22 protein-coding genes and 1 pseudogene are annotated in these 25,773 nt (G+C 70.9%); 11 read left to right on the top strand and 12 right to left on the bottom strand.

The window, feature by feature from the left end; genetic code table 11:
- Positions 1-150: 150 nt before the first annotated feature.
- Genes pgl through tkt form a run of 5 tightly spaced genes read right to left on the bottom strand, consistent with a single transcriptional unit; the run spans position 151 to position 6,837 of the window.
- Positions 151-936, bottom strand: a complete 786-nt coding sequence (pgl, locus tag ABZY20_RS02790; RefSeq protein ID WP_356435556.1) for a 6-phosphogluconolactonase — start codon at positions 934-936, stop codon at positions 151-153.
- A complete protein-coding gene (opcA, locus tag ABZY20_RS02795) occupies positions 933-2,072 on the bottom strand; it encodes a glucose-6-phosphate dehydrogenase assembly protein OpcA (protein WP_356435559.1) in 1,140 nt (379 codons plus the stop codon). Before opcA ends, pgl begins: the two co-directional genes overlap by 4 nt.
- Complete coding sequence (zwf, locus tag ABZY20_RS02800; RefSeq protein WP_356435562.1) at positions 2,069-3,592, bottom strand: glucose-6-phosphate dehydrogenase; 1,524 nt, start codon at positions 3,590-3,592, stop codon at positions 2,069-2,071. The genes opcA and zwf overlap by 4 nt, the downstream gene beginning before the upstream one ends.
- Positions 3,593-3,596: 4 nt before the next feature.
- A complete protein-coding gene (gene tal, locus ABZY20_RS02805; RefSeq protein WP_356435565.1) occupies positions 3,597-4,715 on the bottom strand; it encodes a transaldolase in 1,119 nt (372 codons plus the stop codon).
- A gap of 34 nt (positions 4,716-4,749) precedes the next feature.
- Entirely contained in the window at positions 4,750-6,837 is a 2,088-nt protein-coding gene (gene tkt, locus ABZY20_RS02810) for a transketolase (RefSeq protein WP_356435568.1), read from the bottom strand.
- A gap of 383 nt (positions 6,838-7,220) precedes the next feature.
- Here tkt and ABZY20_RS02815 point away from each other — a divergent pair, with 383 nt between their 5' ends.
- From ABZY20_RS02815 to ABZY20_RS02825, 3 genes are all read left to right on the top strand, one after another.
- Positions 7,221-8,138 carry a heme o synthase gene (locus tag ABZY20_RS02815; RefSeq protein ID WP_356436018.1) on the top strand — a complete coding sequence of 306 codons (918 nt, stop codon included), beginning with the start codon at positions 7,221-7,223 and terminating at the stop codon, positions 8,136-8,138.
- A 58-nt stretch (positions 8,139-8,196) separates the two neighbouring features.
- Positions 8,197-8,529: a hypothetical protein gene (locus ABZY20_RS02820; protein ID WP_356435570.1), complete on the top strand. Its 333-nt coding sequence runs from the start codon at positions 8,197-8,199 to the stop codon at positions 8,527-8,529.
- A 138-nt stretch (positions 8,530-8,667) separates the two neighbouring features.
- Positions 8,668-9,774 (top strand): amidohydrolase family protein, encoded by a 1,107-nt coding sequence (locus ABZY20_RS02825; protein WP_356435573.1) that lies wholly within the window; start codon positions 8,668-8,670, stop codon positions 9,772-9,774.
- Here ABZY20_RS02825 and ABZY20_RS02830 read toward each other — a convergent pair.
- The 3 genes from ABZY20_RS02830 to ABZY20_RS02840 all read right to left on the bottom strand — a co-directional run bounded on the left by ABZY20_RS02830 (position 9,771) and on the right by ABZY20_RS02840 (position 12,623).
- On the bottom strand, positions 9,771-10,781 hold the full coding sequence (locus ABZY20_RS02830; RefSeq protein WP_356435575.1) for a COX15/CtaA family protein: 1,011 nt from the start codon (positions 10,779-10,781) through the stop codon (positions 9,771-9,773). The two genes, ABZY20_RS02825 and ABZY20_RS02830, sit on opposite strands and share 4 nt — an antisense overlap.
- Before the next feature lie 59 nt (positions 10,782-10,840).
- A complete protein-coding gene (locus ABZY20_RS02835; protein ID WP_356436021.1) occupies positions 10,841-11,557 on the bottom strand; it encodes an ABC transporter permease in 717 nt (238 codons plus the stop codon).
- A 142-nt stretch (positions 11,558-11,699) separates the two neighbouring features.
- On the bottom strand, positions 11,700-12,623 hold the full coding sequence (locus ABZY20_RS02840) for an ABC transporter ATP-binding protein (RefSeq protein ID WP_356435578.1): 924 nt from the start codon (positions 12,621-12,623) through the stop codon (positions 11,700-11,702).
- A 336-nt stretch (positions 12,624-12,959) separates the two neighbouring features.
- Here ABZY20_RS02840 and ABZY20_RS02845 point away from each other — a divergent pair, with 336 nt between their 5' ends.
- Both ABZY20_RS02845 and ABZY20_RS02850 read left to right on the top strand, forming a co-directional pair.
- Positions 12,960-13,868, top strand: coding sequence for a glycoside hydrolase family 16 protein (locus tag ABZY20_RS02845; protein ID WP_356435580.1), 909 nt, complete (start codon positions 12,960-12,962; stop codon positions 13,866-13,868).
- Between the two features lie 251 nt (positions 13,869-14,119).
- Positions 14,120-14,563 (top strand): annotated as a pseudogene (locus tag ABZY20_RS02850) (transposase); the annotation flags it as partial.
- 115 nt (positions 14,564-14,678) lie between these two features.
- On the opposite strand, the gene ABZY20_RS02855 reads toward ABZY20_RS02850, so the two are convergent.
- Genes ABZY20_RS02855 through ABZY20_RS02870 form a run of 4 tightly spaced genes read right to left on the bottom strand, consistent with a single transcriptional unit; the run spans position 14,679 to position 19,733 of the window.
- Positions 14,679-16,772 carry an ATP-binding protein gene (locus ABZY20_RS02855; protein ID WP_356436023.1) on the bottom strand — a complete coding sequence of 698 codons (2,094 nt, stop codon included), beginning with the start codon at positions 16,770-16,772 and terminating at the stop codon, positions 14,679-14,681.
- Complete coding sequence (locus ABZY20_RS02860) at positions 16,772-18,250, bottom strand: glycosyltransferase (RefSeq protein ID WP_356435583.1); 1,479 nt, start codon at positions 18,248-18,250, stop codon at positions 16,772-16,774. Before ABZY20_RS02860 ends, ABZY20_RS02855 begins: the two co-directional genes overlap by 1 nt.
- Positions 18,251-18,261: 11 nt before the next feature.
- Positions 18,262-19,362, bottom strand: a complete 1,101-nt coding sequence (locus ABZY20_RS02865) for a HEAT repeat domain-containing protein (RefSeq protein ID WP_356435586.1) — start codon at positions 19,360-19,362, stop codon at positions 18,262-18,264.
- Positions 19,359-19,733 carry a response regulator gene (locus ABZY20_RS02870; protein WP_356435589.1) on the bottom strand — a complete coding sequence of 125 codons (375 nt, stop codon included), beginning with the start codon at positions 19,731-19,733 and terminating at the stop codon, positions 19,359-19,361. Before ABZY20_RS02870 ends, ABZY20_RS02865 begins: the two co-directional genes overlap by 4 nt.
- 323 nt (positions 19,734-20,056) lie before the next feature.
- On the opposite strand from ABZY20_RS02870, the gene ABZY20_RS02875 reads away from it, so the two are divergent.
- From ABZY20_RS02875 to ABZY20_RS02900, 6 genes are read left to right on the top strand one after another with little or no spacing between them, the layout of a single operon-like run.
- A complete protein-coding gene (locus ABZY20_RS02875) occupies positions 20,057-20,776 on the top strand; it encodes an ArsR family transcriptional regulator (RefSeq protein ID WP_356435592.1) in 720 nt (239 codons plus the stop codon).
- On the top strand, positions 20,773-22,194 hold the full coding sequence (sufB, locus tag ABZY20_RS02880; protein WP_356435594.1) for a Fe-S cluster assembly protein SufB: 1,422 nt from the start codon (positions 20,773-20,775) through the stop codon (positions 22,192-22,194). The genes ABZY20_RS02875 and sufB overlap by 4 nt, the downstream gene beginning before the upstream one ends.
- A 52-nt stretch (positions 22,195-22,246) precedes the next feature.
- Positions 22,247-23,431 carry a Fe-S cluster assembly protein SufD gene (gene sufD / locus ABZY20_RS02885; RefSeq protein ID WP_356435597.1) on the top strand — a complete coding sequence of 395 codons (1,185 nt, stop codon included), beginning with the start codon at positions 22,247-22,249 and terminating at the stop codon, positions 23,429-23,431.
- Entirely contained in the window at positions 23,428-23,745 is a 318-nt protein-coding gene (locus ABZY20_RS02890) for a non-heme iron oxygenase ferredoxin subunit (protein ID WP_356435600.1), read from the top strand. Before sufD ends, ABZY20_RS02890 begins: the two co-directional genes overlap by 4 nt.
- Before the next feature lie 7 nt (positions 23,746-23,752).
- Positions 23,753-24,517: a Fe-S cluster assembly ATPase SufC gene (gene sufC, locus ABZY20_RS02895; protein ID WP_356435603.1), complete on the top strand. Its 765-nt coding sequence runs from the start codon at positions 23,753-23,755 to the stop codon at positions 24,515-24,517.
- Complete coding sequence (locus tag ABZY20_RS02900; protein WP_356435605.1) at positions 24,514-25,770, top strand: cysteine desulfurase; 1,257 nt, start codon at positions 24,514-24,516, stop codon at positions 25,768-25,770. The genes sufC and ABZY20_RS02900 overlap by 4 nt, the downstream gene beginning before the upstream one ends.
- Positions 25,771-25,773: the final 3 nt, after the last annotated feature.

Raw genomic sequence — 25,773 nt, forward strand, 5'->3', positions numbered from 1 at the left:
GCGGGGGGGGGGGGGCCGGGGGGGGGGGGGGGGGGGGGGCCGGGGGGGGGGGGGGGGGGGGGGGGGGGGCCCTCCCGGCCCCCCGCCGCCGGCCCCCCCCCCCCCCCCCCCGGCCGCCCCCCCCGCTTCGGGGAAGAGGGGTGCGCGTGGTCAGGCGGACGCCGGCGGATACAGCGACCGCGGCAGCTGCGAGGCCGCCGCCCCGTCCAGCAGCCACAGCGTGCGGCTGCGGCCGTACGCGCCCGCCGCCGGGGCCTGGATCTCGCCCGCGCCCGAGAGGGCGATCGCCGCGGCCCGGGCCTTGTCCTCCCCGGCCGCCAGCAGCCACACCTCACGGGCGGCGCGGATCGCCGGCAGGGTCAGCGTCACCCGGGTCGGCGGGGGCTTGGGCGCACCGTGGACGCCCACGACCGTGCGGTCCGTCTCGCGCACCGCCGGCAGCTCCGGGAACAGCGACGCCACATGCGTGTCCGGCCCGACCCCGAGCATCAGCACGTCGAACGCCGGCACGGGGCCGTGGTTCTCCGGACCCGCCGCCGCTGCCAGTTCCTCCGCGTACGCGGCCGCCGCCGCGTCCACGTCGTCGCCGTGCGGGCCGTCCGACGCGGGCATCGCGTGCACCCGCTTCGGATCGAGCGGCACCGCGTCCAGCAGCGCCTGCCTGGCCTGGGTGACATTGCGGTCCGGGTCGCCCTCGGGCAGGAACCGCTCATCACCCCACCACAGGTCCAGCCGGCTCCAGTCGACGGCGTCCCGGGCCGGGGCGGCCGCCAGCGCGGCCAGCAGGCCGTTGCCGTTGCGGCCGCCCGTCAGGACCACCGACGCCGAGCCCCGGGAGGCCTGCGCGTCCACGATCCGGGTGATCAGCCGGGCCGCCGCGGCCTGCGCCATCAGCTCCTTGTCGCGGTGGACGACCAGCTGCGGTGCCGTACTCACTTCGTCGCCTTCCGTACCGGTTCCAGCCTGGGCGGCTCCGGCGTCACCGGTGCCTGCGCCGCCTCTTCCGCAGCGGGTGCTTGCGCAGCCTTCTCGACGGGAGCGGGGAGGGAGAGCCGGTCACTTTTGGGCTCGCCCCGCTCTCCTTTGGCCACCGGCGCCTCCTCGGCGACCGACTCCTCGGAGACCCGCGGGGCCGGAGCCGACCAGGAGGACTTCAGCCGGTCCACCCCGAAGCGCAGCGCCGACGCGTACGTGTCGTCCGGGTCCAGCCGCCGCAGCTCCTCCGCGATCAGCTCCGCCGTGTCGCGGCGCTTGAGCGCCACCGCCCGGTCGGGCTGCCCTTCGATGGACAGCGTCGCCAGGGAGCCGTCGGCCCGGTCCAGGTTGATCGGGCCGCAGTTGGTGACCATGCGCACCGCCGTCAGGCCCGGGCCGCTGGACAGCGAGCGCTTCACGGGGACGTCCAGCCGGTCCGCGAGCCACATCGCCAGCAGCTCGCAGCTCGGGTTGAACTCCTCGCCCTCCACCTCGACGGCCCGCACCTCGCAGGCCACCTGGTCGAGCGCCGCCGCCAGCATCGAACGCCAGGGCGTGATGCGGGTCCAGGACAGGTCCGTGTCGCCGGGGGTGTACGTCCCGGACCGGGTGGCCAGGTCCCGCACCGGCTGCTCGGAGGCGTACGTGTCGGTGACGCGGCGCTGCGCGAGGGCACCCAGGGGGTCCTTCGCCGGGTCCAGCGGCGCGTTCACCGGCCACCACACCACCACCGGCGCGTCCGGCAGCAGCAGCGGCAGCACCACCGACTGGGCGTGGTCGGCGACCTCGCCGTACAGCCGCAGCACCACCGTCTCGCCGGTGCCGGCGTCCGCGCCGACCCGGACCTCGGCGTCCAGTCGGGACTTCGTCCGGTCGCGGGGCGAGCGGGAGACCCGCTTGATGACGACGAGGGTGCGCGACGGATGCTCGTGGGCGGCGTCGCTGCCGGCCTTCAGCGCGTCGTAGGCGTTCTCCTCGTCCGTCACGATGACCAGCGTGAGCACCATGCCGACGGCCGGGGTGCCGATGGCCCGACGGCCCTGCACCAGCGCCTTGTTGATCTTGCTGGCGGTGGTGTCCGTGAGGTCGATCTTCATGGCCGGCGCCAGCTCCGTCCGTGTCGCTCGAGCATTTCGTCCGCCTCGACGGGCCCCCAGGTACCGGCCGGGTACTGGGCGGGCTTGCCGTTCTTGTCCCAGTACTCCTCGATCGGGTCGAGGATCTTCCAGGACAGCTCGACCTCCTCGGTGCGCGGGAAGAGGTTCGAGTCCCCGAGGAGGACGTCCAGGATGAGGCGCTCGTAGGCCTCCGGGCTGGACTCCGTGAAGGACTCGCCGTACGCGAAGTCCATCGACACGTCCCGGATCTCCATCGAGGTGCCGGGCACCTTCGAGCCGAAGCGGACCGTGACGCCCTCGTCCGGCTGGACGCGGATGACGATCGCGTTGGAGCCGAGCTCCTCGGTGGCCGTCGAGTCGAAGGGGGAGTGCGGGGCGCGCTGGAAGACGACCGCGATCTCCGTCACCCGCCGGCCCAGGCGCTTGCCCGTGCGCAGGTAGAAGGGGACGCCCGCCCAGCGGCGGTTGTCGATCTCCAGCTTGATCGCGGCGTAGGTGTCGGTCTTGGAGGAGTGGTCGATGCCGTCCTCCTCCAGATAGCCGCGCACCTTCGTGCCGCCCTGCCAGCCGGCCGCGTACTGGGCGCGCACGGTGTCGCGGCCCATGTCCTTGGGCAGCCGCACGGCGCCGAGCACCTTGGTCTTCTCGGCGGCCAGTGCGTCCGCGTCGAAGGACGCCGGCTCCTCCATGGCGGTGAGGGCCATGAGCTGCAGCAGGTGGTTCTGGATGACGTCGCGGGCGGCGCCGATGCCGTCGTAGTAGCCGGCCCGGCCGCCGATGCCGATGTCCTCGGCCATGGTGATCTGCACGTGGTCCACGAAGGACCGGTTCCAGATCGGCTCGAACATCGTGTTGGCGAAGCGCAGCGCCAGGATGTTCTGGACGGTCTCCTTGCCGAGGTAGTGGTCGATCCGGAAGACCTGCTCCGGGGCGAAGACCTCGTGGACGACCTTGTTGAGCTCCTCGGCCGACGCCAGGTTGTGCCCGAACGGCTTCTCGATGACCGCGCGCCGCCAGGACCCGCCGGTCTGGTCGGCCAGCCGGTGCTTCTTCAGCTGCTGGATGACCACCGGGAAGGCCGACGGCGGCACGGACAGGTAGAAGGCGAAGTTGCCGCCGGTGCCCTGAGCCTTGTCCAGCTCGTCGATCGTGGAGCGCAGCCGCTCGAACGCGTCGTCGTCGTCGAACGTGCCCTGCACGAAGCGCATGCCCTGGATGAGCTGCTGCCAGACCTCTTCACGGAACGGCGTGCGGGCGTGTTCCTTGACCGCGTCGTGGACCTCCTGCGCGAAGTCCTCGTGCGCCCACTCGCGGCGGGCGAAGCCCACCAGCGAGAAGCCCGGCGGCAGCAGACCCCGGTTGGCGAGGTCGTACACGGCCGGCATGAGCTTCTTGCGGGACAGGTCGCCCGTGACGCCGAAGATGACCAGGCCCGACGGCCCCGCGATACGCGGGAGCCGTCGGTCCGCGGGGTCACGCAGCGGGTTGCTGCTCGACACCTGTTCAGCCCTCCGAGGGGGCGAGGCGCTGGAGTTCGGCCTCGGTCGACTTCAGCAGGTCGGTCCAGGAGTCCTCGAACTTCTGGACGCCCTCCTCCTCCAGCAGCCGCACCACGTCGTCGTACTTGATCCCGAGCTTCTCGACCGCGTCGAGGTCGGCGCGGGCCTGCTCGTACGTCCCGGTGACGGTGTCGCCGGTGATCTCGCCGTGGTCCTCGGTGGCCAGCAGGGTGGCCTCCGGCATGGTGTTCACCGTGTTCGGCGCGACCAGCTCGGTGACGTACATGGTGTCGCTGTACGCCTTGTCCTTCACGCCGGTCGACGCCCACAGCGGACGCTGCTTGTTGGCGCCCGCCTTCTCCAGCGCGTTCCAGCGGTCCGAGGAGAAGACCTCCTCGTACGCCTGGTAGGCCAGACGGGCGTTGGCGACGGCGGCCTTGCCGCGCAGCGCCTTGGCCTCGTCGGTGCCCAGCGCGTCGATCCGCTTGTCGATCTCGGTGTCCACGCGGGAGACGAAGAACGACGCCACGGAGTGGATCTGCGACAGGTCCAGGCCGCGCTCCCTGGCCTTCTCCAGGCCCTCCAGGAACGCGTCCATGACCAGGCGGTAGCGCTCCAGCGAGAAGATCAGCGTGACGTTGACGCTGATGCCCAGGCCGATGGTCTCGGCGATGGCCGGGATGCCCGCCTCGGTCGCCGGGATCTTGATGAGGGTGTTGGGCCGGTCGACCAGCCAGGCGAGCTGCTTGGCCTCGGCGACCGTCGCCCGCGTGTTGTGCGCGAGGCGCGGGTCGACCTCGATCGAGACCCGGCCGTCCTTGCCGCCGGTGGCGTCGAAGACGGGCCGCAGCACGTCGGCGGCGTCGCGGACGTCCGCCGTCGTGATCATGCGGATGGCCTCTTCGACGGTCACCTTGCGGGCGGCGAGGTCGGTCAGCTGCGTGTCGTAGCCGTCGCCCTGCGAGATCGCCTTCTGGAAGATCGACGGGTTGGTGGTGACGCCCACGACGTGCTGCTGGTCGATCAGCTCGGCGAGGTTGCCGGACGTGATGCGCTTGCGCGACAGGTCGTCCAGCCAGATCGCGACGCCCTCCTCGGAGAGGCGCTTGAGTGCGTCTGTCATGGAAATTCCATCTCCTACGTGTCGTATGTGAGCGTCAGCGCTGGGCTGCGGCGATCGATTCCCGGGCGGCGGCGGCCACGTTCTCGGCGGTGAAGCCGAACTCGCGGAAGAGCACCTTGCCGTCGGCCGACGCACCGAAGTGCTCCAGGGAGACGATGCGGCCCGCGTCCCCCACGTACTTGTGCCAGGTGAGACCCACGCCGGCCTCCACGGCGACCCGGGCCCGCACGGACGGCGGCAGGACGCTGTCCCGGTACCCCTGGTCCTGCTGCTCGAACCACTCCACGGACGGCATGGACACCACGCGCGTGGGCACGCCGGCGCCCTGGAGCTGCTCGCGCGCCTCCACGGCGACGTGCACCTCGGAACCGGTGGCGATCAGGATGACCTCGGGCTCGCCGCCGTCGGCCTCGAACAGGACGTAGCCGCCCTTGGCCGCGTCGTCGTTGGGCTCGTACGTCGGCACGCCCTGCCGGGTCAGCGCCAGGCCGTGCGGCTGGCCCTTGCCGAACTCCTTCGTCCAGCGGCGCAGGATCTCGCGCCAGGCGACGGCGGTCTCGTTGGCGTCGGCCGGGCGCACCACGTTCAGGCCCGGGATGGCGCGCAGCGACGCGAGGTGCTCGACCGGCTGGTGCGTGGGGCCGTCCTCGCCCAGGCCGATGGAGTCGTGCGTCCACACGTACGTCACCGGCAGGTGCATCAGCGCCGACAGCCGCACCGCGTTGCGCATGTAGTCGGAGAACACCAGGAACGTGCCGCCGTAGATCCGGGTGTTGCCGTGCAGCGCGATGCCGTTCATCTCGGCGGCCATCGCGTGCTCGCGGATACCGAAGTGGATCGTGCGGCCGTACGGGTCCGCCTCCGGCAGCGGGTTGTCCGCCGGGAGGAAGGAGCTGGTCTTGTCGATCGTGGTGTTGTTCGAGCCGGCCAGGTCCGCCGAGCCGCCCCACAGCTCGGGGATGACCCCGCCGAGGGCCTGCAGCACCTTGCCGGAGGCGGCACGCGTGGCCACGCCCTTGCCCACCTCGAAGACCGGGATCTTCTCCTCCCAGCCGGTGGGCAGCTCACCCTTGGCGATGCGGTCGTACTCCGCGGCGCGCTCGGGGTTGTTGTCCCGCCACTGCTGGTACGCCTTCTCCCACACCGCGCGGGCCGCCTGGCCCCGCTCCAGCGCCTTGCGGGTGTGCGAGATGACCTCGTCGGAGACCTCGAAGCTCTGCTCCGGGTCGAAGCCCAGGACGCGCTTGGTGGCCGCGACCTCGTCGTCGCCCAGCGCCGAGCCGTGCGCGGCCTCGGTGTTCTGCGCGTTCGGGGCCGGCCAGGCGATGATCGAGCGCATCGCGATGAACGACGGCCGGTCCGTGACGGCCTTGGCCTGCTGGATCGCCTCGTAGATCGCGGCCGGGTCCAGGTCGCCGTTCTCCTGCGGCTCGACGCGCTGCACGTGCCAGCCGTAGGCCTCGTACCGCTTCACCGTGTCCTCGGACACGGCCGTCTCGGTGTCGCCCTCGATCGAGATGTGGTTGTCGTCCCACAGCAGGATCAGGTTGCCGAGCTTCTGGTGGCCCGCCATCGAGGAGGCCTCGGCGGAGATGCCCTCCTGGAGGCAGCCGTCACCGGCGATGCAGTAGACGAAGTGGTCGAAGGGGGACTCGCCCTCGGCGGCCTCCGGGTCGAACAGACCGCGCTCGTAGCGGGCGGCCATCGCCATGCCCACCGCGTTGGCGACACCCTGGCCGAGCGGCCCGGTCGTCGTCTCCACACCGGTGGTGTGCCCGTACTCCGGGTGGCCGGGGGTCTTCGAGCCGAAGGTGCGGAAGGACTTCAGGTCGTCCAGCTCCAGGCCGAAGCCGGCCAGGTACAGCTGGGTGTAGAGGGTCAGGGACGAGTGTCCGGCGGACAGCACGAAGCGGTCCCGCCCCACCCAGTCGGCGTCCGCCGGGTCGTGCCGCATCACCTTCTGGAAGAGGGTGTAGGCGGCAGGCGCCAGGCTCATCGCCGTACCCGGATGGCCGTTACCGACCTTCTGTACGGCATCGGCGGCCAGGACACGCGCGGTGTCGACGGCCCGCTGGTCCAACTCGGTCCACTCGAGGTCTGTCGTGGTCGGCTTGGTGCTCACCCTGGGTCAGGGCTCCTCTCCACATGTCGGATGCCGGTGTATCGGGGCGCCCACCGGCCGCAGTCGAGCCTACCCCCGTGGGACGTGCGTTTTTTCGAGTCACTCCAGAGTGCCGGGAGTCATTCGGATCCGCGTCACGACTGGGCCGTACCGCGTTTCGACAGGTGAATACGGAGCCGCTCATCCGGGTGCTCAATCGAGCCGGCGGCCGCCCGTCGGAAGCCGTCCGCCAACACGGGAGGACCCCCGCGAATGTCCGACTCTGGGCAACGTCTAAAGTGGCGTGGTACGCGCGAGCCTTTACCGTCACTTCACACGGTGGGGCTCGCTGGACTGTCTCTGTAGGGGTGTGCGTGACGGCCGTTGAATCCCGTCCAGCGGGGATGCTCGGGACGGACCAGAGCCCGGCCCACCGGCCGTTCGGGGCCCGTGTGATGGCCTTCGTGGCTCTCACCAAGCCGCGGATCATCGAGCTGCTGCTGATCACCACGGTGCCGGTGATGTTCCTGGCGCAGCAGGGCGTGCCCGACCTGACGCTGGTGCTGCTGACCTGCGTCGGCGGCTACATGTCCGCGGGCGGCGCCAACGCGCTGAACATGTACATCGACCGCGACATCGACGCGCTGATGGACCGCACCTCGCAGCGCCCGCTGGTCACGGGCATGGTCAGCCCGCGTGAGTGCCTCGCCTTCGGCATCACCCTGGCGATCACCTCCACGCTGCTGTTCGGCCTCACCGTGAACTGGCTGAGCGCCTGGCTCTCCCTCGGCGCGCTCCTGTTCTACGTGGTCGTCTACACGATGATCCTCAAGCGTCGTACCTCGCAGAACATCGTCTGGGGCGGCATCGCCGGCTGCCTGCCCGTGCTGATCGGCTGGTCCTCGGTCACCAACTCGATGTCGTGGGCGCCCATCATCCTGTTCCTCGTCATGTTCTTCTGGACGCCGCCGCACTACTGGCCGCTGTCCATGAAGGTCAAGGAGGACTACGCGCGCGTGGGCGTGCCGATGCTGCCGGTGGTCGCCTCCAACAAGGTCGTCGCCAGGCAGATCGTGCTCTACAGCTGGGTCATGGTCGCCGTCTCGCTGCTGCTGACCCCGCTCGGCTACACGGGCTGGTTCTACACGGCGGTCGCCCTGCTGGCGGGCGGCTTCTGGCTCTGGGAGGCGCACGGCCTGCAGAACCGCGCGAAGGCCGAGGTCACGGGCGCGAAGCTGAAGGAGATGCGCCTGTTCCACTGGTCGATCACCTACGTGTCGCTGCTCTTCGTGGCGGTCGCGGTCGACCCGTTCCTGCGCTGACGTACGTCACACCGCCCTGCCCTCGCGAGTCGATCTACTCGTGAGTAGCATCCTGGGCATGGCAGACACGCAGCAGGCAGACCCGAAGGCCGAGCGCAAGGTGGCCCGGCTGGCCAAGCAGATCACGTCCTTCTCCAAGGCCCACGGCGGTGCCGAGGGCCAGGTCGCCTACCTCGGCGAACGCGGCGCCCGCATCGTCCTCGTCGGAGAGGACGGCACCTGGGGCGACCTGGTGGCCCCCTCCTACGAGATCGCCGGGAAGGCCGTGGAGAAGTCGGGCGTCACCCGCCACGAGGCCTTCGACGGCGAGTTCGCCGCCAAGGTGAAGACCGGCCGCTACGAGTGGTCGCGCATGGCCGGGATCCAGGTCGGCGGCCCCAAGAACGACTGACCCTCCTGGGGGCGCGGGGCGGTATCGATGTGCGGCTCCGCCGCGCGGGCGCGACCGGCCACGACGGCCCCGCGACCTCGAAGCCGGTTCACCCGTTAGGACCCTTGAGAACAACAGGGTCCACACCGGGGAGCCCGGATGATCGAAACGCCGTCCCTCGTGGACCAGTACTGCCACGGAGTGCTCCGCACCGAGCTGGGCCTCGGCACCTTCGAGGCCCACCTCGCGCACACCGAGGGCCCGCCCGCGCCCGGCACCACGCTCTTCGACACCCAGACCGGCTTCGCCGTCAGACGCTGGTGCCCGCCCCTGCTCGGCCTCGAACCGCACTGCCCGCCCGCCCGCTACCTGGCCCGCCGCCGGGAACTGGGCGTCCTGGAGTCCGGCCGCCGGCTCCTGCGCGGCAGCGGCATCACCACCTACCTGGTCGACACCGGCCTGCCCGGCGATCTGACGCAACCGCGCGAGCTGGCCTCCGCCGCGGACGCCGGGGCGCACGAGATCGTCCGCCTGGAACTCCTCGCCGAGCAGGTCGCCGACACCTCCGGGACCGTGGAGTCCTTCCTCGCCAACCTCGCCGAGTCGGTGCACGCCGCCGCCGTGAACGCCGTCGCGTTCACCTCCGTCGCGGGGCTGCGGCACGGCCTGGCCCTGGCGCCTGAGCCGCCCGGGCCGGGAGAGGTGCGGGGCGCGGCCGACCGCTGGCTCGCCGGGCGGGAGGTCGGCGGGGAGCTGAGCGACCCCGTGCTGCTGCGGCACCTGCTGTGGAGCGCCGTCGCCTCGGGGCTGCCGCTCCAGCTGCACGCGGGGCTGGGGGCGCCGGGGCTGCGCATCGACCGTACGGACCCGGTGCTGCTGACGGACTTCGTACGGGCCACCGCCGGCCTCGGCACGGACCTGGTCCTGCTGTACGGCTACCCGTACCACCGCACCGCCGCGCACCTGGCCGGTCTCTTCCCGCACGTCCACGTCGACTGCGGGGCGGCCCTGGTGCGCACCGGCGCCCGGGCCGCGACCGTCCTCGCTGAGGTCCTGGAACTGGCCCCGTTCGGCAAGATCCTCTTCTCCACCGGCGCCCAGGGACTGCCCGAACTGCACGTCGTGGGCGCCCGCCTCTTCCGCGAGGCGCTCGGCCGGGTGCTCGGCACCTGGGTCGCCGAGGGCGCCTGGTCCCTGACCGACGCCCAGCGGGTGGCGGGCATGCTGGCGTCGGGGAACGCGCGCCGGGTCTACGGGCTCGACTAGGCCTTGCTCAGGGTGGTCTCGGGGGAAGGGCCCGGCACCTCCGCGGGGAGCTGCGGCCGCTCGCGCAGCGACAGCACCACGAGCAGCACCCAGATCCACATCACGGCCGAGCCGAGCATGTGCAGACCGACCAGCACCTCGGGCAGGTCCGTGAAGTACTGGACGTAGCCGATGACGCCCTGCGCGAGCAGGATCAGGAACAGCTCGCGGGTGCGGTCCAGCGGGCCCTTGGGCGCGTCGACCGCCTTCAGCACGAACCACAGGGCGAACGTCAGCGTCACCACGATCCACGCCAGCACGGCGTGCAGCTTGCTCACCGTCTCCCAGTCGACCGGCATCCGCTCGACCTCGCTGGAGTCGCCGGCGTGCGGGCCCGCGCCGGTCACGACCGTGCCGACCAGGATGAGCAGCACGGCCGCCGCGACCAGGAACCACACCAGCTGCTGCACCGCCTTGCCGACCAGCGGGCGCGGGGCCCCGTCGCCCTCACGGGCCCGGTGCCACATCACCGTGGCGACCGCGATCAGCGCCGACGTCGCCACGAAGTGCGCCGCGACCGTGTACGGATTGAGACCGACCAGCACGACGATGCCGCCGAGCACCGCGTTGCTCATCACGATCCAGAACTGCGCCCAGCCCAGCCGGGTCAGGCTGCGCCGGTACGGCTTCTGCGAGCGCGCGGCGACGATCGCCCAGCCGACGGCGGCGCACAGCACGTACGTCAGCAGGCGGTTGCCGAACTCGATGGCGCCGTGCACACCCATCTCGGCGGTGGAGGTGAGCGAGTCGCTGGTGCACTTGGGCCAGGTCGGGCAGCCCAGGCCCGAGCCGGTCAGCCGCACGGCACCGCCGGTGACGACGATGATCACCGACATCACGAGGGCGGACAGGGCGGCCCGCCGGACCGTCCGGGGTCCCGGGGTCCAGCGGTCGGCGACGAAGGCGAGAGGGTTGCGCACGGCCGCCACTACGGCGCCGGCGCGGGTCACGTTTGGCACGCGGACCATCGTAGGCCGCCCGCTTGTGCACGCTTTCACGAGGGGTCGTGATCGCGCGCCCGCCCGCCTCACTCCCAGCGGAAGAACCGTCCGGCCGCCGCCAGGCCCACGACCGCCCAGGCGGCGAGGATCCCCAGGTCGGCCCAGGGCATCGCGGCCCCGTCCTGCAGCACGTCCCGCAGTCCGTCGGACAGCGCCGCGATGGGCAGCAGGCCGAGGACGTCCTGGGCGCCGGAGGGGAACTTCTCCAGCGGGACCACGACCCCGCCGCCGACGAGCAGCAGCAGGAACACCAGGTTCGCCGCGGCAAGCGTGGCCTCGGCCTTCAGGGTCCCGGCCATCAGCAGGCCGAGCCCCGAGAAGGCCGCGGTGCCCAGGACCAGGAGCAGCAGCACGGCGAACGGGTTGCCGTGCGGCGACCAGCCGAGGGCGAAGGCGATCACCGTGAGCAGGATCACCTGGAGCCCTTCGGTCACCAGCACCGACAGCGTCTTCGCCGTCATCAGGCCCCAGCGGGGCAGGGGCGAGGCGGCGAGCCGCTTCAGGACGCCGTAGCGGCGCTCGAAACCGGTGGCGATCGCCTGGCCGGTGAACGCCGTCGACATCACCGCGAGGGCGAGGACGCCGGGCGCGAGGAAGTCGACCGCCTCCCCGGAGCCCGTGTCGACGATGTCCACGGTGCTGAACAGGACCAGCAGCAGCGTCGGGATGACGACGGTCAGCAGCAGCTGCTCGCCGTTGCGCAGCAGCATCTTCGTCTCGAGCACGGCCTGGGCCGCGATCATGCGGGACAGGGGCGCGGCCCCCGGCTTCGGCGCATAGGTGCCGGTGGCGGTCACGAACGCAGCTCCTTGCCCGTGAGTTCGAGGTTGTGCTTTCCCGGGGGGCGCCCTCCGGACCCCCGGCCGGTCTCCGTGCGGACCGCGATCATGAGCGCAACTCCTTGCCCGTGAGCTCCAGGAAGACGTCTTCGAGGGTGTGGCGCTCCACCGAGATCCGGTCCGGCATCACCCCGTGCTGGGCGCACCAGGAGGTGACGGTCGCGAGGAGCTGGGGGTCGATCTTGCCGACGACCCGGTAGGAGCCGGGGGTGAGCTCGGCGGCCGAGCAGTCGGCGGGCAGGGCCTTCAGCAGCGAGCCCACGTCCAGCCCGGGCCGGCCCGAGAAGCGCAGGGTGTTCTCGGCGCCGCCGCGGCACAGCTGCTCCGGGGAGCCCTGGGCGATGACCCGGCCCGCGTCGATGATCGCCACGTCGTCGGCGAGCTGCTCGGCCTCGTCCATGTAGTGCGTGGTGAGGATCACGGAGACGCCGTCGGCGCGCAGGTCGCGGACCAGGTCCCAGGTGGCGCGGCGGGCCTGCGGGTCGAGCCCGGCGGTCGGCTCGTCCAGGAACACCAGCTCGGGGCGCCCGACCACGGCCATCGCCAGGGCGAGGCGCTGCTGCTGGCCGCCCGACAGGCGCCGGTACGCCGTCCGTCCGCAGGAACCGAGCCCGAGGCGTTCGATCAGGGTGTCCACGTCCAGGGGATGGGCGTGCAGCTTGGCGACGTGGTGCAGCATCTCGTCGGCACGCGCGCCCGAGTAGACGCCGCCGGACTGCAGCATGACGCCGATCCGCGGGCGCAGCCGGTCGGACTGCCTCACCGGATCGAGGCCCAGGACGCGTGCGGTGCCGGAGTCCGGCTTCCGGTACCCCTCGCAGGTCTCGATCGTGGTCGTCTTGCCCGCCCCGTTGGGACCGAGCACGGCCGTGACGCCCTGCAGGGCCACCAGATCGAGGCCGTCCACCGCGGTCTTCGTGCCGTACCGCTTCACCAGGGCCTGGATCCGGACCACGGGCTCACTTCGCATGGCCCCGAGTCTAGGTACGCGCCCGCGGCCCGGGGCGGGCGGGTGGGAGATCCGCCTGCAAGGGGCGCTCCCCGGGCCCCGGTCACGGCGAGCGGAACGAGTGAACCGCGTCCCCCGGCGCCGGCGGTCTGCGAGACGGACACGGTGGGCCGGTCACGGTCGCGAGGAGTCCTGGAGCCGCTGCCCTGGTCCGTGAGCCGCCGGTGGCGTGTACGCGGCTGTTCGGGTGAACCGGTTGTATCCGTCCGTGGTGATCTTCCGGCGCTGCTTGACTGCTGTGGTCCGCCGGACCCATCAGCGGACGCCTCCTTCCCTTGCACGAAAGGCAGTTGACCCATGGTCAGACACCTGGTGCCCGCCCGGATCAGGGCCGCTGCCGGCCTCGTCGCCTCCGGGTTGCTGTGCGCGGCCCTGACCGTCCTCCCGGGGGCACGAGCCGCCGCCCAGCCAGGCCCGGCGCTGTTCGACGACTTCGCCTACACCGACCACCTCGACCCACGGCTCACCCAGCACGGCTGGACGTTGCGCTCCGGCCAGGGCGGGCCGGGCGTGCCCGGTGCCACCTGGCGGCCGCAGAACTTCACCTTCGCCACCGTGTCCGGCAACTCCCTGATGACGATGCGCGCCGTCACCAACGGCACGGCGGCCGGCACCCAGCACGCCGAGATCCACCACCAGCGCAAGTTCCATCGGGGCACGTACGCCGCGCGGGTCCGTTTCAGCGACGCGCCGAGCTACGGACCGGACGGAGACCGCGTGGTGCAGACGTTCTTCACCATCTCGCCGCTGAACCAGCCGATGGACCCCTCCTACAGCGAACTCGACTTCGAGTACCTGCCCAACGGCGGCTGGGGCGTCCCCGGCAGCGTGCTGCTGGCCACCTCCTGGGAGACGTACGCGGAGGATCCGCCTCAGGAGGAGTACGTCTCCACCCAGGAACGGGCGAGCTTCGCCGGCTGGCACGACCTGGTCATCACGGTCGACGACACGGCCGTCACGTACTACGTCGACGGCCGGCTCTTCGCCACCCACGCAGAGCCGTACCTGCCCGAGTCGGCCATGAGCATCCGGTTCAACCACTGGCTGATCAATCTGCTGGGGATCAGCAGCCGCCGGACGCGAGCGTACGAGCAGCAGGTGGACTACGTGTACTTCGCCCAGGACCAGGTGCTCACGCCGTCCGAGGTGCAGAGCGCCGTCGCCGGCTACCGGGAGCGGGGGGTGACCTTCGAGGACACCGTCTGAGAGGTCGTTTTCGTCTGGACCGCCCGAGTGTCCGACGATTTCCAGATTTCCAGATTTCCAGATTGCCGGATTGTGGTGTCCGTGCTGCTGGAGATGGGGGTGGGTTCTTGCCGTTCGGATGGGGTGACGGGTGAGGCGCGAAGTGACTTGTGTCTGTCTCATCCCAGGACGTCCGGTCTTCGCGGCCGCGTGCTTCCGTCGGTGTCGCTGTGCGCCTGGGCACACTCGGTCCGCGGCGGTACGCGGGAGGCATGCCGACGCCACACCCGTATCCGAGTGATCTGTCCGATGCCCGCTGGGAGTTGATCGAGCCGGTGCTTGCGGCCTGGCGCTTCGAGCGTCGCGGCAGGGCCCTGGACTTCGGCCGGCCGCCGGAACACGACCTGCGCGACATCATGGACGCGATCTTGTACGTGGACCGCACCGGGGTCCAGTGGCGCTACCTGCCACACGACTTCCCGCACTGGAACACGGTCTGCGGCTACTTCGCCAAGTGGCAGCAGGAAGGCGTGTTCGCCCAGCTCAACCGCCTGCTCCGGCAACTGCTACGGGAGAAGGAAGGGCGGGACGCCGAGCCGTCGGCCTGTGTAATCGACGCACAGAGCGTCAAGACCTCCACCGGCGTTCCCGCCGGCCAGGGCATCGACGCCGGGAAGAAGATGGTCGGCAGGAAACGGAACATCGTCACCGACACCCCCCGCCGCCTCACCGGCGAGAACACCATCTCCTGGCGCGACCCCGCGAAGGCGCAGATTCCGGGATGAGACAAGGCGGGAGGAAACGACCTCTGAGATGCCGGGGGCGGGCGGCTCAGGGCGGGGAGGCCGCCCCGCTCGCGGTGACCGGCAGCCGGGCGATGAACGTGGTGCCGCGGCCCTCCTCCGACTGCACCTCCATCACACCGCCGTGGTTCGCCACGATGGTGCCCACGATGGTCAGCCCGAGCCCGGTGCCCGGAATGGCCGCCTCTGTGGCGTTCGAGGCCCGGAAGAACCGCTGGAAGAGCCTGTCCCGCTCGGCCGCGGGAATGCCGATGCCGGTGTCGCTGACGCTCAGGATCACCTCGTCGCCCCGGACTTCGGCACGTACGGCGATCTTCCCGCCCCGGGGGGTGAACTTCACAGCGTTGGACAGCAGGTTCATCAGGACCTGGTCGAGCTGGTCGCTGTCCGCCTCCAGAATCACGGGGCGGGACGGGCAGGACGTCTCCACGGTGATGGACGCGGCCTCGGCGGAGGGCCGGATGGCGTCGGCCGCCGAGACCAGCAGCCGGCACAGGTCGATCTGTGCCCTGGCGGAGCGGAACGTCCCCGCCTCGATGCGCGACAGCGTCAGCAGGTCCTCGATGAGCGCTCGCAGACGGTGGGCGTTGCGGTCGACGACCTCCAGCATGCGCCGCTGCTGCGGGGTGAGTGCCGCGGTGTCGTCGTCCGTCAGGAGCTCGACGTATCCAACGATGCTGGTCAGCGGAGTGCGCAGCTCGTGGGAGACGGTGGACAGGAAGTCGCTCTTGGCCTGGTCCAGTGCGCGCAGCTCCTGCACCAGGTGGGTCTCCTTCTTGTAGAGCCGCGCGGTGTGCAGGGAGGGGCCGACGCCGGCGGCCATGGACTCGGCGATGTCGATCTCCACCGGGCGCCAGGGGCGGTCCGGACGGGTCCGCCCCAGGAAGACGGCGCCGAGGGGTTGCTCACCGACGCCGACGGGCACGACGAGCGCGCTCACCAGCTCCAGCCTCCGCAACGCCGCCCGAGCCTTTGGCGGCGGGCCGCTCTTCCCGTAGGGACCGGGCGCTCCCGGCAGCGCCGCCCCCTCGGCCAGAGCGGTGGGCAGGTCGTTGAGACACCAGGCGGTTCCCCGCCGGTAGTGGTCGCGCACCACCTCGATGGGTACGGACGGAATCGGCTCTTCCTGCGGAGGGAGCAGGCCCCTGTCCGTGTTCCAGGCGCGTGCCACGCCGACATGGGGACTGTCCTCCTCGGTGAGGAAGACGAACGCGTGATCGGCCTCCAGCGCTTCGCCGATTCCGGCGCACGCGGCATCGAGGACCTGCTCGAGGTCGAGGTGCTCCCGGATGCGGAACCCGACGACCCGCGCGAGTTCCGCCAGTCTGGCGCGTTCCTGCTCGATCCCCCGCAGACGGTCGCTCTCGTCGGCGAGCTCGTTCACCGACCGGGCCACCGCCTTGATCTCCTGTGGCCCCTCCTCCCGGGCCCGGGCCGAGTGTTCGCCCGAGGCCAGTCGGCCGAGGGTCTGCACGGTGGTCTGCAACGGCCGGGTGAGAGCGCGGGTGGTGTGGACCGCCGCGAACAACGCCAGCGCCCCGCCCAGTGTCAGCAGCACGCCGATGGCCACGGTGCCGCCGTCGAGGAAGGTCTGGGCCTGTCTCTCCAGACGCCGGATCTCGGCGTTCAGCTGGGCCTCGAGCTGCTTGCTGGTGGCGTCGAAGGCCGTGAACCGCCGGGCGGCCTCGGCGGTCAGGCGTCTGGCGTCGGCGGTGCCGGGCGTGGCCTGCGCCTGCTGGTCGGCGATCTCGGTGTACTCGCGCAGTTGCCGCTCCTGCGTCTCGAGGTTGCGCTGGGCCGTGCCGGTGGCGATGCGCCGGGCCGCGGCCAGGGTGGTGAAGGACTCGTCGTGCATCTGGCCGTAGACCCCGAGCGCGGCCCTGTCACCGGTGAGCAGGTAGGTGCGCACGGCACGGTGCATGGCTGTCGCCTGGTCGCGTACCCGGATGTTGTCGCGGTTGACCGGCTGCACCTGGGTGATGATCTTGCTCTGCAAGCCGTCCACCATCCTGGCGGTGGCCAGCGATCCGGCTCCGACCAGCAGAAGCAGCGTGATCAGCAGTCCGAAGGCCGCGGTGAGCTGGCGTACCACCCGATCGCCGGCCCGTACCCCGGGGAGCATCACGGGCGGCCACCCCGTTCCTCGTACGACTCGGGCCGGCTGAATCCGCTGCGGGCCATGGCCCCCCACGTCCGGGGGCTGCGGCGCACCGCGTCCCACATGCCGCGCAGCCGCCACCACGCCGTGAACTGCCGGTAACCGATGTTCTCGACGACCACGCCGACCAGGGCGCCCCACATGTCCCGCCACCGCGAAAAGCGGTGGTAGGCGTACTCCTCCACGGCGACCGAAACCAGGCTGACGACCATCGCGTAGGCGTAGGCGGCGAGCAGGAAGCGCCACAGGAAGTCGAGGTCGACCGCGCCGATCAGGACACCCAGCGGCACGAGCACGAGACCGGCGAGCTCCACCACCGGTGCCAGCCACTCGAACAGGACGTAGAAGGGCAGGGCCACCAGTCCGACGCGGCCGTAGCGAGGGTTGCCGATCATGCGGCGGTGCTTGAGCAGGATCTCCGTCAGCCCGCGCTGCCAGCGCCGCCGCTGGCGCCCCAGGACCCGGAGGCTGGAAGGCGCCTCGCTCCAGGCGATCGGCTCCGTGGCGAAGACGATGCGGTAGTCGCCGTGCCCTCGGCCCTGCTCGCGCAGGTGCCTGTGGAGACGGACGACGAGCTCGGCGTCCTCGCCGATGCACTCCGTGTCCATGCCGCCCACCGCCACCACCACGTCCCGCCGGAACAGCCCGAAGGCGCCGGAGATGATCAGCAGCCCGCCGACCTTGGACCAGCCGGTACGGCCGAGGAAGAAGCCGCGCAGATACTCGACGACCTGCGCGCGCCCGAGCAGCTCCGCGGGGACGTGCGCCTCGACCACGCGTCCGGCCTGGACGGCGCAGCCGTTGGCGACGCCGATCACACCGCCGGTGGCCACGACCCGCAACGGGTCGTCGCCGAACGGTCTGGCCACGGCGAGCAGGGCCTGGGAGTCGAGGACGGAGTCGGCGTCCACCATGCACAGCAGGGGGTACCGGGCCAGATTGATGCCCACGTTGAGCGCGTCGGCCTTCCCGCCGTTGTCCTTTCTGGCCACCACCAGGGGTACCGGGCCTCCCCGTGGCAGGTGCAGCGAGGTCACCCGGCCGCGCATGGGGACGTCCTCGGGGACGACGTGGTCCACCTCGGCGAGGTCGAAGTCGTCGGCGAGGACGTCGAGCGTGCCGTCCGTGGAGCCGTCGTCGACGACGATGACCTCGAAGACGGGATAGCGCAGCAAGAGCATGGCCCGGACGGCCTCGGTGATGCCCGCCTCCTCGTTGTACGCCGGGATGATCACCGAGACGGGCGGGGAGAACCGGCTCCCGGCGGCCGCGTCGTGCCCGGCGAAGGCGGCCCGGCGCAGCCTCCTGACGAGCTCCGCCAGGGCGAAGACGATGAGGACCAGATAGCCGGTGTTGACCGCCAGGAAGTAGAGGATGATCGCGGTGTCGGACAGCGCGATCACGCCGTGCAGCGCGCCCAGCGGGCCGTCCCACAACTCCACGCTCGCGCGGGTCAGAAGACCACCCCCACCAGCAGGTCGTGACGGACGCCGCCGACGGCCGCCTCGGCGAGCGCGGCCCTGGCCTGCGCCGCGGCCCGCGCGTCCGGGCGGTCGTCAGCGGCCTTGTGGAGCGCCGCCCCGCCCGCCGGGCCGAGCCGCAGCAGCGCCCGCGCCGCACCGGCCGCCACGTGCGGGTCCTCGTCGCCCAGCAGGTCCGACAGCGGGCCCGTGGCGGCGGCGGCCCCCAGCGAGCCCAGGGCTCCGGCGGCCGCGATGCGAAGGGCGACCGGCCGGCCGGGCGTGACGGCCGCCAGCAGCGGTTCCAGGCCGTCGGGCATACCCAGCCTGCCCAGTGCGCGGGCCGCCCGGATCCGCACCCCGGTGTCGGGGTCCTCGCGCAGCGCGAGGACGATGTCGGCCGCGTGGGCGATACCGCCGGTCGCGCCCAGCACCTCGATGGCCACGGCCCTGACGAGGGGCACCGGATCCACGAGCCCGGACGCGAGCCGGGGCCACGCGTCCGGGCCGAGGGAGGCGAGCGCCGCGCTGACCACGTCCGGCGGCACCGGACGCGGGCCGTGCAGGCAGCCGAGCAGATCCGGTACGGCTTCCGGACCACCCGTCCGGCCCAGTGCCCGGGCACCAGCCCTCCGCACCTCCGGGTCACGGTCGTCCAGCAGACGGCTCAGCGCGGGAGCGGCCGGGCGGTGGCGGAGCCGGCCGAGCACCTGCGCGGCGCGTCCCCGGCGGGCCGCGCTGCGACTGCGCAGGTCGGCGATGGCGTCCGTGGCCGATCCGCGCCGTTCGTACAGCAGGACCAGCATGGTGCGCGCTGTTCCGGAGACCTTGTCCAGCAGGGCCGCCACGGTGGGCTCGAGCGCCGCCCAGGTCCGCGCGTCGATCCCCGCGAGCCGGTCCAGCAGTGCCGGCTGCTCGTCCTGCTGCGCGCACAGCAGTTCCAGCAGGGTGCCGCGGACCGGCGCCGCGAGCCGTTCCCGCCTGAGCCGGCGGAGCGTACGGACGCCGCGGACGGCCGTGATGGACAGGCTCAGCAGCAGTGCCACGGCGAGCAGGCCGAGCAGCGCGCCGGTGACGAGTCCGGCCGGGATCACCGCTCGGCCCGCGTGAGGACGGCGGTGACCCGGCTGGACAGCTCGCGCGGGCTGAAGGGCTTGACGATGTAGTCGTCGGCGCCCGCCGCGAAACCGAGTTCGACGTCTCCCTCCTGGGACCGGGCGGTGATCAGGATGACCGGCAGCGCGGCGGTCTCCGGGGCGGCGCGCAGCTCACGGCAGACGTCCAGGCCCGACAAACCCGGCATCCGGATGTCGAGGAGCACGAGGTCGGGCTGGTGCTCGCGCACCAGCCGCAGCGCGGTCATCCCGTCCTCCACGGCCGTCACCCGGTGTCCGCTCTGGGCGAGCTTGAACGCGACCAGGTCCCGGATGTCGGCGTCGTCGTCGGCGATCAGGACCCGCGCCATGACTCCTCCTGAGGCAGACCGGCAGCTCGCCCGTGCCCGGCCCGTGCCGGGGTCAGACCGTTGCGGGTGCCGTGCTGAGTCGGCACACCACACCGTCGAAACAGCCCTGATGTGGACAAATTGCTCTTCAGCTTACAAATTATGATCTCTTGCGCCCTGCCGCCACATGAAGGCGGCGGCCCGGCGGCCCTCCGGTCAGGGGTCGCTGATCCGCCAGAGATCATTTCCGCAGGTGGAATTAGGTGTACCTAAGTGATGCAGGGCACCGTCGGGCGGACCGGCGCGGCTTGCCCGGCTCCCGGGAATTACGCAACAATGGCGTTGTGAAAAACGTCGGCGAGGCCCGTGAGGAGATTGCGACCGGTGAGCGGTCCACCCGCAACCGTGTCGCGCGCTCCATCCTGGACCACGGCCCCTCGACCGTCGCGGAGCTCGCCGAGAGGCTCGGGCTCACCCAGGCGGCCGTGCGCAGGCATCTCGACGCGCTCGTCGCCGACAACGTCGTGGACGCACGCGAGCGCCGGGTCTACGGCACGCGCACGCGCGGGCGACCCGCCAAGGCGTTCGCGCTGACGGACGGCGGCCGGGACGCCTTCGACCAGTCGTACGACAAGCTCGCGGCGGACGCCCTGCGCTGGATCGCCGACCGGGAGGGCGGCAGCGAGGCCATCGCCGCCTTCGCCCGTGCCCGGATCGCCGCGCAGGCGCAGGCCTACCGCGCGGCCGTCGAGGCGGCGCCGGCCGAGCAGCGCACCGAAGCGCTGGCCAAGGCCCTGAGCGCGGACGGGTACGCTGCTACCGCGCGCAGCGCGCCCCACCCGCAAAAGGGTGAACAGCTCTGCCAGCACCACTGCCCGGTCGCCCACGTCGCCGAGCAGTTCCCCCAGCTGTGCGAGGCGGAGACGGAATTTTTCGCCGAGCTGCTCGGTACGCACGTACAGCGGCTCGCCACCATCGCGCACGGCGACGGCGTCTGCACGACGTACATCCCCAAGATTTCCCACAACGCATCCGCAAGCACGGCCGGGAGGAACCCCGCATGACTCTCCCCACGGAGACTGCCCACCCTGAGCTCGAGGGCCTGGGCAAGTACGAATACGGCTGGGCCGACTCCGACACGGCCGGCGCCTCTGCCAAGCGCGGCATCAACGAGGACGTCGTCCGGGACATCTCCTCCAAGAAGAGCGAGCCGGAGTGGATGACCAAGCTCCGCCTCAAGGGCCTGCGCCTGTTCGAGAAGAAGCCCATGCCGAACTGGGGCTCGGACCTGTCGGGGATCGACTTCGACAACATCAAGTACTTCGTGCGCTCCACGGAGAAGCAGGCGGAGTCCTGGGAGGACCTGCCCGAGGACATCAAGAACACCTACGACAAGCTCGGCATCCCCGAGGCGGAGAAGCAGCGCCTCGTCGCCGGTGTCGCCGCGCAGTACGAGTCGGAGGTCGTCTACCACCAGATCCGCGAGGACCTGGAGGAGCAGGGCGTCATCTTCCTCGACACCGACACCGCGCTGAAGGAGCACCCGGAGCTCTTCAAGGAGTACTTCGGCACGGTCATCCCCGCCGGTGACAACAAGTTCGCCGCGCTGAACACCGCCGTGTGGTCGGGCGGCTCCTTCATCTACGTGCCGCCGGGCGTCCACGTGGAGATCCCGCTCCAGGCCTACTTCCGCATCAACACGGAGAACATGGGCCAGTTCGAGCGGACCCTGATCATCGTCGACGAGGGTGCCTACGTGCACTACGTCGAGGGCTGCACCGCCCCGATCTACAAGTCGGACTCGCTGCACTCCGCGGTCGTCGAGATCATCGTCAAGAAGAACGCCCGCTGCCGCTACACGACCATCCAGAACTGGTCGAACAACGTCTACAACCTGGTCACCAAGCGCGCCGTGGCGTACGAGGGCGCGACCATGGAGTGGATCGACGGCAACATCGGCTCCAAGGTGACGATGAAGTACCCGGCCGTCTACCTGATGGGCGAGCACGCCAAGGGCGAGACGCTGTCCATCGCCTTCGCCGGCGAGGGCCAGCACCAGGACGCGGGCGCCAAGATGGTCCACATGGCCCCGAACACCTCGTCGAACATCGTCTCCAAGTCGGTGGCGCGCGGCGGCGGCCGCACCTCCTACCGCGGTCTCATCGAGATCGGCGAGGGCGCCCCGGGCTCCAAGTCGAACGTGCTGTGCGACGCGCTGCTGGTGGACACCATCTCCCGCTCGGACACCTACCCCTACGTGGACGTCCGCGAGGACGACGTGTCCATGGGCCACGAGGCGACCGTCTCCAAGGTCTCCGAGGACCAGCTCTTCTACCTGATGAGCCGTGGCCTGAGCGAGGACGAGGCCATGGCGATGATCGTGCGCGGCTTCGTCGAGCCCATCGCCAAGGAACTCCCCATGGAGTACGCGCTGGAGCTCAACCGGCTGATCGAGCTGCAGATGGAGGGCGCGGTCGGCTGACCGCCCCTCGACAGCAGACGTCCCACTCAGGAAAGAGAGCACTACGACAGCCATGGCTGAGGCCCAGAACATCCCCGTGGGATCCACCACCGCGGGCTCGATCGCGGTCGCCGCGGAGTCGACCGTCGCCACGCGCATGAGCGCGCCGCCGTCCTTCGACGTCGCGGACTTCCCCGTCCCGCACGGCCGGGAGGAGGAGTGGCGGTTCACTCCGCTGGAGCGCCTGCGCGGCCTGCACGACGGCACCGCCGTGGCCACCGGCAACGGCGTGAAGGTCGACGTCCAGGCCCCCGAGGGCGTCACCGTCGAGACCGTCGGCCGTGACGACGCGCGGCTCGGCAAGGCCGGCACCCCGGTGGACCGCGTCGCCGCCCAGGCCTACTCGGCGTTCGAGAAGGCCTCGGTCGTGACCGTGCCGAAGGAGACCGTCCTCACCGAGCCGGTCCGCATCACGGTGCACGGCGAGGGCGGCACCGCCTTCGGCCACCAGGTGATCGAGCTGGGCGCCTTCGCCGAGGCCGTCGTCGTCATCGACCACACCGGCGACGCGGTGCTCGCCGCCAACGTCGACTACCTCCTGGGCGACGGCGCCAAGCTCACCGTCGTCTCCGTCCAGGACTGGGACGACAAGGCCGTCCACGTCGCGCAGCACAACGCGCTCGTCGGCCGCGACGCCTCCCTGAAGTCGGTCGTCGTCACCTTCGGCGGCGACGTCGTCCGGCTGCACCCGCGGGTGCGGTACGCCGGTCCCGGCGGCGAGGCCGAGCTGTTCGGCCTGTACTTCACCGACCAGGGCCAGCACCAGGAGCACCGCCTCCTGGTCGACCACAACGTCCCGCACTGCAAGTCCAACGTCGTCTACAAGGGCGCGCTCCAGGGCGACGACGCGCACGCGGTGTGGATCGGCGACGTGCTCATCGAGGCCAAGGCCGAGGGCACCGACACGTACGAGATGAACCGCAACCTGGTCCTCACGGACGGGGCGCGCGTGGACTCCGTACCGAACCTCGAGATCGAGACCGGCGAGATCGTCGGCGCCGGTCACGCCTCGGCGACCGGCCGCTTCGACGACGAGCAGCTCTTCTACCTCATGGCCCGCGGCATCCCGGAGCACGAGGCCCGCCGCCTGGTGGTCCGCGGCTTCTTCGCCGAACTGGTCCAGCAGATCGGCCTCCCCGACATCGAGGAGCGCCTGATCGCCAGGATCGAGGAGGAGCTGGAGGCGGCCGTCGCATGACCTTCGTACGCGTCTGTGGACTGGGCGAGCTGGAGGACGACACCCCCAAGCGGGTGGAGATCGACGGCACTCCCGTGTCCCTCGTGCAGACCGAGGGCGAGGTGTTCGCGATCCACGACATCTGCTCGCACGCGAACGTCTCCCTGTCGGAGGGCGAGGTCGACGACTGCCACATCGAGTGCTGGCTGCACGGCTCGCGCTTCGACCTCCGCTCCGGCAAGCCCGACGCCCTTCCGGCGACGCGCCCCGTCCCCGTATACCCCGTCAAGATCGAAGGGGACGACGTGCTCGTCTCCCTCTCCCAGGAGTCCTGAGGCACCCATGGCAACGCTTGAAATCCGAGACCTGCACGTCACCGTCGAGGTCGAGAACGGCACGAAGGAAATCCTCAAGGGTGTCGACCTCACCGTGAAGCAGGGCGAGACGCACGCCATCATGGGCCCCAACGGCTCGGGCAAGTCGACCCTCGCCTACTCCCTCGCGGGTCACCCCAAGTACACGATCACCGGCGGCACCGTCACCCTCGACGGCGAGGACGTCCTGGAGATGTCCGTCGACGAGCGCGCCCGCGCCGGCCTGTTCCTCGCGATGCAGTACCCGGTCGAGGTCCCGGGTGTGTCCGTGTCGAACTTCCTGCGCACCTCCGCCACGGCCGTCCGCGGCGAGGCCCCCAAGCTGCGCACCTGGGTGAAGGAGGTCAAGGAGGCCATGGAGCGCCTCCACATCGACCCCGCCTTCGCCGAGCGCAACGTCAACGAGGGCTTCTCCGGCGGTGAGAAGAAGCGCCACGAGATCCTCCAGCTGGAGCTGCTCAAGCCGAAGGTCGCGATCCTCGACGAGACCGACTCCGGCCTGGACGTCGACGCCCTGCGCGTCGTGTCCGAGGGCGTCAACCGCGTCCGCGAGACGGGCGAGGTCGGCACGCTGCTGATCACGCACTACACGCGCATCCTGCGCTACATCAAGCCCGATTACGTCCACGTCTTCTCCGGCGGCCGGATCGTCGAGTCCGGCGGCGCCGAGCTCGCCGACAAGCTGGAGAACGAGGGCTACGAGGTCTACACGAAGGGTGGCGTATCCGCGTGACACAGCTGCCGGGCCTCCTCGACACCGAGGCGATCCGCAAGGACTTCCCCATCCTGGACCGCCAGGTCCACGACGGCCGGAAGCTCGTGTACCTGGACAACGCGGCCACCAGCCAGAAGCCGCGCCAGGTGCTGGACGCACTCAGTGAGTACTACGAGCGCTACAACGCCAACGTCCACCGCGGTGTGCATGTGCTCGCCGAGGAGGCCACGGCGCTGTACGAGGGCGCGCGCGACAAGGTCGCGGCGTTCGTCAACGCGCCCTCGCGCGACGAGGTGATCTTCACCAAGAACGCCTCCGAGTCGCTCAACCTCGTGGCCAACATGCTGGGCTGGGCCGACGAGCCCTACCGCGTGGACTCCGAGACCGAGATCGTCATCACGGAGATGGAGCACCACTCCAACATCGTGCCGTGGCAGCTGCTCGCGCAGCGCACGGGCGCGAAGCTGAAGTGGTTCGGCCTCACCGACGACGGCCGCCTGGACCTGTCGAACATCGACGAGGTCATCACCGAGAAGACGAAGATCGTCTCCTTCGTGCTGGTCTCCAACATCCTCGGCACCCAGAACCCGGTCGAGGCGATCGTGCGCCGCGCCCAGGAGGTCGGCGCCCTGGTCTGCGTCGACGCCTCCCAGGCCGCCCCGCACATGCCGCTGGACGTGCAGGCCCTGCAGGCCGACTTCGTGGCCTTCACCGGCCACAAGATGTGCGGCCCGACCGGCATCGGCGTGCTGTGGGGCCGCCAGGAGCTGCTGGAGGACCTGCCTCCGTTCCTCGGCGGCGGCGAGATGATCGAGACGGTGTCGATGCACTCCTCGACCTACGCGCCGGCACCGCACAAGTTCGAGGCGGGCACGCCCCCGGTCGCCCAGGCGGTGGGTCTGGGCGCGGCGATCGACTACCTCGAGTCGATCGGCATGGACAAGATCCTCGCCCACGAGCACGCGCTCACCGAGTACGCGGTCAAGCGGCTGCTGGAGGTCCCCGACCTGCGCATCATCGGCCCCACCACGGCCGAGGAGCGCGGCGCGGCGATCTCCTTCACCCTCGGCGACATCCACCCGCACGACGTGGGCCAGGTCCTCGACGAGCAGGGCATCGCGGTCCGGGTCGGCCACCACTGCGCGCGGCCGGTCTGCCTGAGGTACGGAATTCCTGCGACCACGCGAGCGTCGTTCTATCTGTACTCCACGCCGGCCGAGATCGACGCGCTGATCGACGGCCTGGAGCACGTTCGGAACTTCTTCGGCTGAAGG

This window comes from Streptomyces sp. NPDC006624, from assembly GCF_040611555.1.
Taxonomy (GTDB): Bacteria; Actinomycetota; Actinomycetes; order Streptomycetales; family Streptomycetaceae; genus Streptomyces.

Excerpts from the sequence above, each read along its gene's own strand:
- opcA (WP_356435559.1), bottom strand. The coding sequence starts at position 2,072 with ATGAAGATCGACCTCACGGACACCACCGCCAGCAAGATCAACAAGGCG.
- tal (WP_356435565.1), bottom strand. The coding sequence starts at position 4,715 with ATGACAGACGCACTCAAGCGCCTCTCCGAGGAGGGCGTCGCGATCTGG.
- ABZY20_RS02815 (WP_356436018.1), top strand. The coding sequence starts at position 7,221 with ATGCTCGGGACGGACCAGAGCCCGGCCCACCGGCCGTTCGGGGCCCGT.
- ABZY20_RS02820 (WP_356435570.1), top strand. The coding sequence starts at position 8,197 with ATGGCAGACACGCAGCAGGCAGACCCGAAGGCCGAGCGCAAGGTGGCC.
- ABZY20_RS02825 (WP_356435573.1), top strand. The coding sequence starts at position 8,668 with ATGATCGAAACGCCGTCCCTCGTGGACCAGTACTGCCACGGAGTGCTC.
- ABZY20_RS02830 (WP_356435575.1), bottom strand. The coding sequence starts at position 10,781 with ATGGTCCGCGTGCCAAACGTGACCCGCGCCGGCGCCGTAGTGGCGGCC.
- ABZY20_RS02835 (WP_356436021.1), bottom strand. The coding sequence starts at position 11,557 with ATGATCGCGGCCCAGGCCGTGCTCGAGACGAAGATGCTGCTGCGCAAC.
- ABZY20_RS02840 (WP_356435578.1), bottom strand. The coding sequence starts at position 12,623 with ATGCGAAGTGAGCCCGTGGTCCGGATCCAGGCCCTGGTGAAGCGGTAC.
- ABZY20_RS02845 (WP_356435580.1), top strand. The coding sequence starts at position 12,960 with ATGGTCAGACACCTGGTGCCCGCCCGGATCAGGGCCGCTGCCGGCCTC.
- ABZY20_RS02855 (WP_356436023.1), bottom strand. The coding sequence starts at position 16,772 with ATGCTCCCCGGGGTACGGGCCGGCGATCGGGTGGTACGCCAGCTCACC.
- ABZY20_RS02870 (WP_356435589.1), bottom strand. The coding sequence starts at position 19,733 with ATGGCGCGGGTCCTGATCGCCGACGACGACGCCGACATCCGGGACCTG.
- sufB (WP_356435594.1), top strand. The coding sequence starts at position 20,773 with ATGACTCTCCCCACGGAGACTGCCCACCCTGAGCTCGAGGGCCTGGGC.
- sufD (WP_356435597.1), top strand. The coding sequence starts at position 22,247 with ATGGCTGAGGCCCAGAACATCCCCGTGGGATCCACCACCGCGGGCTCG.
- ABZY20_RS02890 (WP_356435600.1), top strand. The coding sequence starts at position 23,428 with ATGACCTTCGTACGCGTCTGTGGACTGGGCGAGCTGGAGGACGACACC.
- sufC (WP_356435603.1), top strand. The coding sequence starts at position 23,753 with ATGGCAACGCTTGAAATCCGAGACCTGCACGTCACCGTCGAGGTCGAG.